The following is a 12,061-nucleotide window of genomic DNA, read 5'->3' on the forward strand; positions in this document are numbered from 1 at the left end:
GCGGGCATGGAGCGCCGGCTAGCCGTTACATACATCAGGGCATCAGGGGGATCTGCATCTCGTGCGTGACCCCGACGGGCGGTTGTCTGTCAAAGCAGTGCATCATTCTCGAGGCTTCATTGCATGAACGACTTACAAGATCTGATTGATAACAACGAGCGCTGGGCTGATGCGATCACCCGCGAAGATCCTGATTTCTTCGCCAAGCTAGCCCGCCAGCAAACCCCGGAATACCTGTGGATCGGCTGTTCCGATGCACGCGTGCCAGCCAACGAGATCGTCGGCATGCTGCCGGGCGATCTGTTCGTGCACCGCAACGTGGCCAACGTGGTGTTGCACACCGACCTCAACTGCCTGTCGGTGATTCAGTACGCGGTGGATGTACTCAAGGTCAAACACATTCTGGTGACCGGCCACTATGGCTGCGGCGGTGTACGCGCCTCGATGCAGGATCGTCAGTTGGGCCTGATCGACGGCTGGCTGCGCTCGATTCGCGATCTCTATTATGAAAAACGCGACGAACTGGCCAAGTTGCCCACCGAAGAGGAGCGGGTCGACCGCCTCTGTGAGCTCAACGTGATCCAGCAGGTGGCCAACGTCGGTCACACCAGCATTGTGCAAAACGCCTGGCATCGCGGGCAGAGCCTGTCGATCCACGGCTGCATCTATGGCATCAAGGACGGTCGCTGGAAGAGCCTGAACGCCACCATCAGCGGTTTCGAGCAGTTGCCGCCGCAGTACCGTTTGCGCCCCGTCGAGGCATTGTAAAACCGCTCGGGCCTCTGTTCAGCTGAGGCTGCGCCGATACCAGTGCTGAAAAAACAGCTGGCCGTCGGCGTTCGGCGACTCGTCGTAACCGGTGATCCAGCCGCGGCAGTCGACAGCACCGCAGCGGCAGGCGAACTGATGCCGCAGCCGGTTTTCAGTGGTGGCGTAATCCATCGTCAGATAATCGCCCTTGGCGATGTCCTTCAGCGCCCATACCCATAGTTCACTCATGTCGACGAAGACATTCGGGTCGCATGAGTGGCGCAGCAGTCCGCAAAAATACGGATCGTACATATGAATGCCGGGCGCCAGTTGCAAGGTCTGCGGACCGCGGGCATGCAGCAGTTGCCCCGAGATCCGGCAGATCCGGCTGATGCGCGGGAAATCGCGCAGGGCAGCAATGTTCGTCCCGCAGCCTTTTGCGGTAATGACCGTGAATTGGGTTTTCGCGGGATAACCTTGGCCAGGCGATAAATCGCGAGAGGGATAAATACAGTCGGCCGGCAGAGCTCTGGCCGAATTCCGGGTATTGGTTTTCATAACGATCCTTGTCCGTTCCAGGCTGCGACTACCGGACGCTGACGATCCTGTCAGCTCTGCAGCACGGGGTATGGCTCAAGACTCCACCAAAGCGGATCAAGGGTCTACTGTCAGATATGACAGGCGAAAAAAGCTCTTTCCCGCGTCAGCCATGGCTCACGCGGGAAAGACTTTCAGCGTTTTACAAGTGTGGGGCAGGTGCGGAGGTCACAAGGGCCGGGGTCTGCAGCTGTTTCAACTCGGATTTGACCGGCGCTGTCGCGCACTTGGCCACCGCCTGCTCAGGCGTCAGGTTGCGAATCGAGGTGTAGAACAGTTCACAGGTTTTTTCTTTCTGGGTCACTTGCCAGGTTTGAGTGCAACGTTTCAGCTGATCGGCTGGGTTGCTGCCCGGTTTGCTGCCCATCCCGGCCTGCCAGCACGCGGCACTCAAATCCTGCCCCATGACTTTCAGCCCCGCGGCGTCGGCCTTGGCCTGCGCATCGTCACCGCTATAGGCTTCGGGGTCGGCGGCGTACCAGATGTAGCTCGGGTGGTTGGAACCCAGTACGGGTACCGCCACACCCTTGCTCGGGATGATGGTTGCCAGGCCCAGCACGTCCACGGTCTGCCCGTATTGTTGCTTGATCCAGTTACGCACCGGTGAACCAAAGGCGACCATTGGCAATGCAGCGCCTTTGGCATTCTGGCTGACTTCCTTGACCATGGTGGTCTGGTAGTCCGTGAAGTAGTTGTAGACGCCTTCCAGGTCTTTGCCGGCGGTGGATGGCGCGGCAATCGGCGCGATGTCGATGATGGTCTGATAGGCCGGCGTCTGGTCGGCGGGAATGTTGTTGGCGGTCAGCAGCGCAGCCCAGCGGTCGGTGGTCTTGGACTCCAGATAGTCCTGGGCCTGGGTCAGGGAGTAATCCGGCGGGAAGTGCAGCAGTTCGACACTTTTGCGGTTTTCCAGCGCCATGCCCAGCGGCAGGAACAGGTACCAGTTATAGGTCCATTTGCCATCGGCACTCAGCTTGCTGGCGCCGTTGTAGGCCAAATCCCCAGCCTTGAGCAATGCGCTCAGTGGCTTGTCATAGCCCTTGGGCACACCGCTGATATTGGCATAGAGCTGTTTGTTGTCGGTTTTGACCACCACTTTTGCGGTCTTGTAGCCATCGCGTTGTACGCTTTGGGTCAGGTAATGCTCGACGGTCTGCTCCAGTGTCCAGTTGCGAAAGCAGATGACATTACAGTTGTTGGGGTAGGAGAACAGCCGAGTGACGCGTTCGGTACTGCCCAGATTCAGATCGACATCGGCGTGAGCAGCGGCGCTCAGGGTGAGCGCGGCGAGGGTGAATCCTGCGAGTTTGAACATGCTCAGATCCTTTTCAGCGTGAGCCCTCGGAGGTGGGGCGGGTACATACTGAAACTAGTTGTGTCGAACGGTCTAGTACACAAGTGAAAAGATCGCCAGTCAGAGCCCCTCCTTCATCAGGCAAAGTGCAGTGCATTGCTCAAATCGCCCATGGGTTTCTGGCCACGGGCAATCATCGCATCGTCTCGCTGCCTGAGCCCATCGAGCTTTTCAAGCTGAAACACCCGGGTGATCAACCGCAGAATCGAGCCAGTGTCATAGACCGTGTGATCCACCATGCCCTTGCGCGCAAACGGCGAAACCACCAGCGTCGGTACCCGCGAGCCCGGCCCCCAGCGGTCGCCCTTGGGCGGTGCGACGTGATCCCACCAACCGCCGTTCTCATCGACCGTGACCACGACCACCATGTTTTTCCACTGCGGGCTTTCCCGCAGCACTTTCAGGGCGCGGACGATGTGCCGGTCGCCGGACGCTACATCGGCGTAACCTGCGTGCATGTTCAGGTTGCCCTGGGGTTTGTAGAAACTCACCGCCGGCAGCGTGCCCGCCTCGGCATCGGCAAAGAACTTGTTGGTATTCGACTCATCGCCCAACCCCGCATCCCGTAGACGTTTACCACGCTCCAGCGGGTTTTCCGGCCCCTGCTGCTTGAAGTAGTTGAACGGCTGGTGGTGATACTGGAAGTTCGGGATTTTCGGAATGCCGCCAGAGTCCTTGTACTGATCCAGCGTCGCTTGCCAGCCCCCGGCGTACCAGGCCCAGTCGATGTTTTTCTTCGAGAGCTTGTCGCCTATGTGCTCGTGGGTCTGGGGGACGATGACGTTCGGCAGGTCTGGTTTGGCGTACGCCGGACGCTCGGGGTCGCGAATCCAGGTCGGCCAGTACGGCGGAGCGAGCGTGTTGACCCCATAGCCGTCCGGCGTCAGCGCGCTGGGGCCGAATTGGGGTGGGCCGGTCATGGCACTGGCCGGGGATTGTTCCAGAGGCTTGAGGCGTGGATCGGCCGGATCATCGCTTTGCAGCGTGGCGATCTGTGTCTTGGCCACCGAGTTGACGGCGTCCGGATAGAACGGTGCGGTGGAGCTGATCAGGTATTGATGGTTGAGAAACGAGCCGCCGAAAGCCCCCTGGAAAAAGTTATCGCAGAGCACAAATTCTTGGGCAACGTCCCACAACCGCAGGGAATATCGACTCTGGGCGTAATGCCCCATGGGCAGGCCACCGGAGTCGGCCCAGGCGACAAAGCCGTCATTTTTGCCACCATTGATCTGCATCTGGTTCTGATAGAACACATGCCACAGGTCGCGCGTCACCAGGCCGAATGGCAAGTCTTCTGCGTTCGGACCTTTGAGGGCAAAGGGCGCGTTAGGCAGGTGCTCCTGGAACTGGGTTGCGCTGGGGTAAGTCACGCCATCGAGGGTTTGCGGGCCGATCTGCAGCACGCCGCCCCAGACTGGCGGCAGGGTCTGCAACAGGCTGCCATCGCGATCGCGTTGCTGATATTCGTCAGGTTTGAGGCCTGAGAGCGGTTTCTCGACGCCAGGGAAGTCGCCGAACAGGTTATTGAAACTACGGTTCTCGGCGTAGATCACCACCACGTTTTTCACCTGGTCGCGTAGGGCTTTGTCCAATTCGACAGGTGAAAGCAGGCGTTCGGCCGGTTTACCCGGCTCATCGCCACGACTGCCACAAGCGCTGAGGGTCGCGCCGACACTGAGTACCGCCACGCCACCCAGGAAGCGGCGGCGACTGGTGTCGGTGGGCGTATCTGTTTGTGGGGAGGAGGCGTCGTTGCGGTCTTCTTCGTCGTTCATGGCGAGTTCCGTCTTGCTGAGTTGTTTCAATATGTTTCGGCGGGACGCTAGCAGCGAGGTGTGACAGAGGGGTTACGATTGTGAAAACAATGAGTCGCCAGTGTGGGAGCAGCCCGCTCCCACACTGGATCGGTGGTGAATTGACAATCGGGTGTCAAGGCATCACCGGCGCCATATACGTAAGCGTCGTCCCTAGCGCCCACAGCAGAAGCAGCACCAGCGGCGTGTGCACCAGCAACTGCACGAACGAAAACCCGATCAGATCCCTGGCCTTCAACCCGAGCACGCCCAGTAGCGGCAGCATGTAGAACGGGTTGATCAGGTTCGGCAGGGCTTCGGCGGCGTTGTAGATCTGCACGGCCCAGCCCAGGTGATAGTTCAGGTCGTTGGCCACTTGCATGACATACGGCGCTTCAATGATCCATTTGCCACCACCGGACGGGATGAAGAAACCGAGGATGGCCGAGTACACGCCCATCAGCAGGGCGTAGGTGTCGTGGGACGCAATTTGTACGAAAAAGGTCGAGATGTGGTGGGCCAATGATTGTCCGTCGGTGCCCTTGACCACTGTCATCAGGGCGGCGATCGAGCCGTACAGCGGGAACTGGATCAGCACGCCGGTGGTGGTCGGCACCGCACGGGCCACCGCATCGAGGAAGCTGCGCGGGCGCCAGTGCAGCAGCGCGCCGAGCATCAGGAACAGGAAGTTGTAGGTGTTCAGTCCGGAAATCGCGCTGATCGCCGGTTTGGTCGCAAACTCATGGAACAGCCATCCGGCCGCCAGCAGTGCCAGCAGAATCGTCAGCAGCGGGCTGTATTCCAGCCACTCGCCAGGGCGGGTGCGCGGTGCTGGCGCCGGCAGACTGAAACCCGGATCGATACCGCAGGCTTTGGCGTCACGGGCTGTCGCAGGGCCGGGCGCGGTGGCGTAGGCAACGATCAGCGAGACTACGGTGAGTGCTAGCAACAACACGCCTGACTGCCAGAGAAAGATCGTTTGGGTGAAGGGAATGACGCCTGTGATCGACAGAATCGACGGCGGCAGGCTGGCGGGGTTGGCCTGCAATTGTGCCGCGGACGACGACAGACCCAAGGCCCAGACCGCGCCAAGACCAAGATAGGCGGCGGCACCGGCGGCACGGTAATCCATTTTCAGATCGGTACGGCGGGCGAGGGCGCGTACCAGCAGCCCGCCGAACACCAGTGACAACCCCCAGTTCAGCAACGACGCGACCATGGAAATCAGCGCCACCCAGGCCACGGCGGAGCGGCCGTTTTTCGGGACCCGTGCCAGGCGATCGATCAGTTTCACCGCCGGTGGCGAACTGGCGACCACGTAACCGCCGATCACCACGAATGCCATCTGCATGGTGAACGGAATCAGGCTCCAGAAACCGTCACCGAAGGCCATGGCGGCGTCGGTGGGTTTGGCGCCCATGGCCATGGTCGCCACCGCAACGATGATCACTGCCAGCGCGGCGAATACCCAGGAGTCGGGAAACCAGCGTTCGGCAAAGTTTGAACAATGCAGGGCAAGCGCGCATAGCGGCTTTCTTCGATATCAGCGGCCACGGGAGTACCTCGTTTTTATGTTTATTGTGGGGTTCAGGGCGCAATGGCCCGTCCGGTCGGTGCCAACAGTAAATCAATCGGTCCGTTGCGGGGACGCTGTTTGGGGCGTTTGGGACTATGGTCTAACGGGTTGTCCACAAGTGCATTTGCGTAGACCATGGGCGCCTTGGTTTTTTGCCTGCCAGAGTTTTTTTACATGACTGCCAACATCAATGCGCGCCCGGCGCCCTTCACTCGTTCGGACTACAAGACCCTGGGGCTTGCAGCCTTGGGCGGTGCGCTGGAAATCTACGACTTCATTATTTTCGTATTTTTCGCGCTGACCCTCAGCCAACTGTTCTTCCCGCCGGAAATGCCCGAGTGGCTGCGTCTGCTGCAAAGCTTCGGGATCTTCGTCACTGGCTACCTCGCGCGTCCGTTGGGCGGGATCCTGATGGCGCATTTCGCCGACCGGTTGGGACGCAAGAAGGTGTTCAGCCTGAGCATTCTGATGATGGCGTTGCCGTGCTTGCTGATCGGGATCATGCCGACCTACGCCCAGATCGGCTATTTCGCACCACTGTTGCTGTTGGCCCTGAGAGTCCTGCAAGGCGCGGCGGTGGGCGGTGAAGTGCCGAGCGCCTGGGTGTTCGTCGCTGAGCACGCGCCGGTCGGTCATCGCGGTTATGCCCTCGGTTTCCTGCAGGCGGGGCTGACCTTCGGTTACCTGATCGGTGCCTTGACGGCGACTTTTCTGGCTCAGGCGTTCACCCCGGCGCAAATCCTCGATTTCGCCTGGCGTTACCCGTTTCTGCTGGGCGGTTTGTTTGGCGTGATCGGTGTCTGGCTGCGCCGCTGGCTCAGCGAAACCCCGGTGTTCATGGCGATGCAGGCCCAGCGCGAGGCCGCTGTCGAACTGCCGCTGCGCACGGTCCTGCGTGAACACCGCCTGGCGATGCTGCCGGCGATGATCCTCACCTGCGTGCTGACCTCGGCCGTGGTGGTGTTTGTGGTCATCACCCCGACCATGATGCAGAAAACCTTCGGCATGACCGCCAGCCATACCTTCGCCCTGAGTGCCTTGGGCATCGTCTTTCTGAATATTGGCTGTGTGCTCGCCGGGCTGCTCGTCGATCGTATCGGCGCCTGGCGCACGGTGATGCTGTATAGCCTGCTGCTGCCTCTGGGCATCGGCGTGCTCTATACCTGTCTGATCATTGAAGGCCAGTGGATCGGTCTGGCTTACGCGGTAGCCGGCCTTGGTTGCGGAGTGGTCGGCGCGGTGCCGTCGGTGATGGTCAGCCTGTTTCCAGCGCGGATTCGTGTCTCGGGGATTTCCTTCACCTACAACATTGCCTACGCCGCCTGGGCGAGTACCACACCGCTGCTGTTGATCGGTCTGATGCCGTGGAGTCCGTGGATTTGTGTGATCTTCTGCGCGGTGATGGGGGCGGTGGGCATCAGCAGCGCAGTATATTTCGGTGCGCGAATGCCGCGAATGGGGCGCTGTTCGGTAGTTGGCGCGGTATGAGGGGAGGCATACCGCCACTATTTTTGTAGGACAACCCTGAAACACTCTTCAGAAAATACCCGCAAAGCCGATGGTTAGGCTGTAAGCCGCTTTTTATCTCTGTCCATCGGTGCTTTCCCATGTTCAATAAACGCCTGAAGCAGGAGCTGTCGGCTCTTCGCGAAGAACTCTCCAGCCTTCTGCAAGTCAAGGAGAGCCTGGAAAGCGAGATGCTGGTCCTGACCCTCGACCCCGATGGGCGGATTCAATCGGTCAACCAAAACTTCATCAGCGAGATGCTCTACAAAAGCAACGACCTGATCGGCCGTCACATCGACGACCTTGTCCCGGTCCACGTGAAGTCGGATGAATTCCATCACCGCTTCAAGGCTGCGCTGGGTCGTGGCGAACACTTTGCCGGCGCGGTCCGTTTGCTGCGCGGCAACGGTGCCGAAGCCTGGTTGCGTTCGATCATGCAGCCAGTGCGGTCCTCGGACGGCCGGATCAAGAACTTCTCGATTTACTCCAGCGACCTGACCCGTACCATCGAGGCGTCCCGTGAGCATGAAAACCTGATCGGCGCGCTGGTGCGCTCGACAGCGGTCATCGAGTTCGACCTCAATGGCAACGTGCTGACGGCCAACGAACGCTTCCTCAACGGCATGGGTTACAGCCTGGCGCAGATCCAGGGCAAACATCACCGCACCTTCTGCGAGCCAGAGGAATACAACAGCGCCGAGTATCAGAACTTCTGGCGTCGCCTTAACGCCGGCGAGTTCGTGGCCGATCGTTTCAAACGTATCGACAGCCACGGTCGCGTGGTCTGGCTGGAGGCTTCCTACAACCCGGTGGTCGACGCCAATAACAAGCTCTACAAAGTGGTGAAGTTCGCCACGGTGATTACCGATCAGGTCAATCAGGAGCAGGCTGTCGCCGAGGCGGCCAACATTGCCTACAGCACTTCTCAGCAAACCGACCAGAGTGCACAGCGCGGTACTGCCGTGGTGACCCAAGCCGTAGACGTGATGCGTGACCTGGCCAAACACATGCAAACCGCCGGTGAGGGCATCGAAGCACTGAACGAGCAATCGCTGGTGATCGGCACCATCGTCAAAACCATCAGTGGCATCGCCGAACAGACCAACCTGCTGGCGCTCAACGCGGCCATCGAAGCGGCTCGTGCCGGTGAACAGGGTCGCGGGTTTGCGGTGGTGGCGGACGAGGTTCGGCAATTGGCCTCGCGCACCAGCCAGGCGACCGATGAAATTGTCGGCGTCGTGCGTCAGAACCAGGACATGGCGCGCAACGCCGTAGCCCTCATGACCGACGGTAAACTCCAGGCTGAACAAGGTCTGGCGCTGGCGGCGGAGGCGGGCACAGTGATCGTCGAGATCCAGGACGGTGCGCAGAAAGTGGTGAACGCGGTCGGGCAGTTTGCCAACCAACTATCGACTTGATGCCCTGAATGCGGTTCGTAGCCCTAAAAAGATCAGGCCTGCTTCACCGGCTTTATCAGACTTTCGGCTGGTATCCCAAATAGATCATGAAGCTTCCAGATCATCGGAAGCGTCAACGCACGCTTACCGTTGAGCACTTCATAAACCCGGTTTGTCCGGCCGATAGCTGGTGCCAGATCAGCGGCGGACAGACCGGACTGCTCCATACGAAATTTGATCGCATCGATCGGAGTGGGTAGGTCGACCGGAAACTGCTTCGATTCATAGGCCTCGATGAGGGTAATCATGATGTCGAAGTAATCGCCTTCGGGGGTTCCCGGCTCAGGCTCAATGTCGAATAGTGCAGATACGTTTTTGAGGGCTGCACGGTAATCCTCGTCGGTGTGAATTGGACGAATGTTCATGGGTTACTCCATTTCGACGGTATCAGCGTCGATTCCATCGTACTGCTTGTGGGTTCCGACAAATTTTATGTATAGGGCGCCGAAACGATAGGCCACCGCGACTACTAACCGAAAGTCATTGCCCTTGATGTTGAACACGACTCTGCGGCTTTTGAGAATGCTGGCGGTGGCAAAGTGTGCCTTGATGTCAGCAGGTGTCTTCCAGTCCGCTTTCCTTGCTTCGTCAATCCAGGCCAGGAACGGTTGTTCTGAGTCCGGGTATCTCTCCCAAAAAAATTTCAGCTGACTGATGGCGATGATTCTCATGGCATGATCCTAGTCCCGTAGTGGGACTTGTACAAGTCTGTGGCGGAGTAGCCGACATGTGGGGAGTAAATCCGACTCCCGCAAAAGGCACTGCCGATAGCTGATTTGATGAGGTGGGTTAACAAGGTTTTGGAGATAAAAACGGTTCCCACACTCTATCCAAGAGGTAGCAATTTGAGGGTAGGAAAAGGCTACGCGAGACACTTGATCAGGATTCTTCTCCAATCAAAAAAGGCCTACCTCCCGGTAAGCCTTTCCTCATTCCTGCTTAAGACTCAATCCCCCAACGCTTCCCCCTCGCGCCGTGGATCAGCCCCGCCGGCCAATGCCGTTTTTCCCTGCGCGTCCTTGATCCGAACAATCGCCTGAGTCCCGCTGGTCATGTCGATCTCGCTCACGCTGTGCCCTTTGTCCTTCAACGCCTGAATCAGTGCCGGGCTGAACTGACCCTGTTCCAGTTCGGTCGGGCCATTGCGGCTGCCGAAGTTGGGCAGGTTGATGGCGGCTTGTGGGTCGAGGTTCCAGTCGAGCAGGCCAATGGTGGATTTGGCCACGTACTCGATGATCTGTGAGCCGCCGGGCGAGCCGACTGTGGCCACGAACTCGCCGCTCTGGCGGTCGAAGATCAACGTTGGCGCCATGGACGAGCGCGGGCGTTTGCCGGGTTCGACGCGGTTGGCGACTTTTTGCCCGTGCTCTTCGGGGATGAACGAGAAGTCGGTCATCTGGTTGTTGAGCACAAAACCCTGGACCATCAAGTGTGAGCCGAATGCCGCTTCCACGGTGGTGGTCATGGACACGGCGCCGCCCTCGTCATCGACCGCCACCACCTGCGAGGTGGAGATGCGCAGTGGCGAGCGGTCCGGCGCGTAAGCGACCTGAATGCCCGGCGGGGTGCCGGGTTTGGCCTGGCCCATGCTGCGGTCGCCAATCAAGGTCGCGCGGGTCGCCAGATAAGTCGGGTCGACCAACCCTTTGAGTGGCACGGGTACGAAGTCGGTGTCGGCGACGTACTGCGCGCGATCGGCATAAGCCAGGCGCTCGGCTTCGGCGATCAGGTGCACGGCTTCAGGGGCTGGCTCGATGCCCGCCGGTTTGCTGCTCTTGACCGGTTTGAGTGGTGCCAGGGCAAAGCGTGGGTCGCGGGTTTCCAGGGCCTGCAAGGTGCCGAGGATTTGCGCCACGGCGATCCCGCCCGACGACGGTGGCGGCATGCCGCAGACCTGCCAGCGTTTGTAGTCGGTGCACAGCGGCGCGCGCTCCTTGGCCTGGTAGCCCTGGAGATCGTTCAGCGACAGGCTGCCGGGGTTGGTATGGCCCTGAACCTTGGCGACGATTTCTTTTGCGATCGGACCCGTGTACAGCGCGCCGGGACCTTCCTTGGCGATGCGCTTGAACACCGCGGCAAGTGCCGGGTTTTTCAGCTGCGTACCGATGGCTTTCGGATGACCATCGGCAGTCAGAAAGTAGGCGGCCATGTCCGGTGAGCGCTGGATAAACGCGTCTGCCGCGATCAACTGATGCAGTCGTGGCGAGATGGCGAAGCCTTGTTCCGCCAGTTTGATCGCGGGCTCGAACAGCCTCGCCCACGGCAGGCGACCGTGCTTGCGATGGGCCAGCTCCAGCGCCCGCAATACACCCGGTGTACCCACCGAGCGCCCGCCGATCTGTGCCTGGGTGAAAGGCATCGGTTTGCCGTCGGCTTGCAGGAACAGTTTCTCGGTGGCGCCAGCCGGTGCGGTTTCGCGACCGTCGTAGGTGCGCACGGCCTTGCCATCCCACAGCACAATCAACGCGCCACCGCCGATACCCGACGATTGCGGCTCGACCAGCGTCAACACCGCTTGCATGGCAATGGCCGCATCAATCGCCGAGCCACCCTCGCGCAGCATCTCCCGCCCGGCTGCGGCCGCCAGCGGGTTGGCGGCTGCGGCCATGTGTCTGGAGGCGTGCCGCGTCTGCAGGTCGGTGCGATAACCGGAGGCGATTTCCGGCGCGACCGGCAAGGCCGAGACCGACGGCGAAGAGGGCGGGGCGTTACACGCGGAGAGGGTTAAAGCGGTGGCGATCAGCGAAAAGGCTGACAGGCGATAGCGGTTCAAGTGGAAGGCTGAGAACACGCGAGGCACTCCGTCCATGGGATAAAAGGTCAAGGGACTTTATCGACCGAAGGAGTAGTACGCAAATCAGGGTTCGCCTGCCACTTTTCTCGAGGCATAAAAAAACGGCCTACCTTTCGGTAAGCCGTTTTTAGTACTTGGTGGCTACACAGGGACTTGAACCCCGGACCCCAGCATTATGAATGCTATGCTCTAACCAACTGAGCTATGTAGCCAAGTGGCGCGCATTATTCACCT

The 12,061-nt window shown here is 59.8% G+C and carries 8 protein-coding genes, 1 tRNA gene and 3 pseudogenes; 4 read left to right on the top strand and 8 right to left on the bottom strand.

Features of this window, described 5'->3' with window-relative positions; genetic code table 11:
- Positions 1–123: 123 nt before the first annotated feature.
- Positions 124–768 (top strand): carbonate dehydratase, encoded by a 645-nt coding sequence (gene can / locus PMI21_RS09910; RefSeq protein WP_007939732.1) that lies wholly within the window; start codon positions 124–126, stop codon positions 766–768.
- An 18-nt stretch (positions 769–786) separates the two neighbouring features.
- On the opposite strand, the gene PMI21_RS09905 is transcribed toward can, so the two are convergent.
- From PMI21_RS09905 to PMI21_RS09890, 4 genes and pseudogenes are all read right to left on the bottom strand, one after another.
- Entirely contained in the window at positions 787–1,308 is a 522-nt protein-coding gene (locus PMI21_RS09905; RefSeq protein WP_007939733.1) for an SET domain-containing protein-lysine N-methyltransferase, read from the bottom strand.
- 181 nt (positions 1,309–1,489) lie between these two features.
- Positions 1,490–2,662 (bottom strand): hypothetical protein, encoded by a 1,173-nt coding sequence (locus PMI21_RS09900; protein WP_007939734.1) that lies wholly within the window; start codon positions 2,660–2,662, stop codon positions 1,490–1,492.
- A gap of 116 nt (positions 2,663–2,778) precedes the next feature.
- The gene (locus PMI21_RS09895) at positions 2,779–4,476 is read right to left on the bottom strand and encodes an acid phosphatase (RefSeq protein ID WP_007939735.1); all 1,698 of its coding nucleotides are present in this window, start codon (positions 4,474–4,476) and stop codon (positions 2,779–2,781) included.
- A 154-nt stretch (positions 4,477–4,630) separates the two neighbouring features.
- Positions 4,631–6,048, bottom strand: a pseudogene (locus tag PMI21_RS09890) (short-chain fatty acid transporter).
- Positions 6,049–6,244: 196 nt separating this feature from the next.
- Between PMI21_RS09890 and PMI21_RS09885 the strand changes: the two are divergent.
- The 3 genes and pseudogenes from PMI21_RS09885 to PMI21_RS30220 form a co-directional block, all read left to right on the top strand.
- A complete protein-coding gene (locus PMI21_RS09885; RefSeq protein WP_007939738.1) occupies positions 6,245–7,558 on the top strand; it encodes an MFS transporter in 1,314 nt (437 codons plus the stop codon).
- A 209-nt stretch (positions 7,559–7,767) separates the two neighbouring features.
- A pseudogene (locus tag PMI21_RS30215) lies at positions 7,768–8,406 on the top strand (PAS domain-containing protein); the annotation flags it as partial.
- Between the two features lie 150 nt (positions 8,407–8,556).
- Positions 8,557–8,994 (top strand): annotated as a pseudogene (locus tag PMI21_RS30220) (methyl-accepting chemotaxis protein); the annotation flags it as partial.
- Between the two features lie 32 nt (positions 8,995–9,026).
- Here the strand turns inward: PMI21_RS30220 and PMI21_RS09875 are convergent.
- The 4 genes from PMI21_RS09875 to PMI21_RS09860 all read right to left on the bottom strand — a co-directional run bounded on the left by PMI21_RS09875 (position 9,027) and on the right by PMI21_RS09860 (position 12,039).
- Positions 9,027–9,398 (bottom strand): helix-turn-helix domain-containing protein, encoded by a 372-nt coding sequence (locus tag PMI21_RS09875; RefSeq protein WP_007939740.1) that lies wholly within the window; start codon positions 9,396–9,398, stop codon positions 9,027–9,029.
- 3 nt (positions 9,399–9,401) lie between these two features.
- The gene (locus tag PMI21_RS09870; RefSeq protein ID WP_007939741.1) at positions 9,402–9,704 is read right to left on the bottom strand and encodes a type II toxin-antitoxin system HigB family toxin; all 303 of its coding nucleotides are present in this window, start codon (positions 9,702–9,704) and stop codon (positions 9,402–9,404) included.
- Between the two features lie 275 nt (positions 9,705–9,979).
- Positions 9,980–11,824 (bottom strand): gamma-glutamyltransferase, encoded by a 1,845-nt coding sequence (ggt, locus tag PMI21_RS09865; protein WP_007939742.1) that lies wholly within the window; start codon positions 11,822–11,824, stop codon positions 9,980–9,982.
- 138 nt (positions 11,825–11,962) lie between these two features.
- Positions 11,963–12,039 (bottom strand) — tRNA-Met (locus PMI21_RS09860).
- Positions 12,040–12,061: the final 22 nt, after the last annotated feature.

It is taken from the genome of Pseudomonas sp. GM18, from assembly GCF_000282195.1.
Taxonomy (GTDB): domain Bacteria; phylum Pseudomonadota; class Gammaproteobacteria; order Pseudomonadales; family Pseudomonadaceae; genus Aquipseudomonas.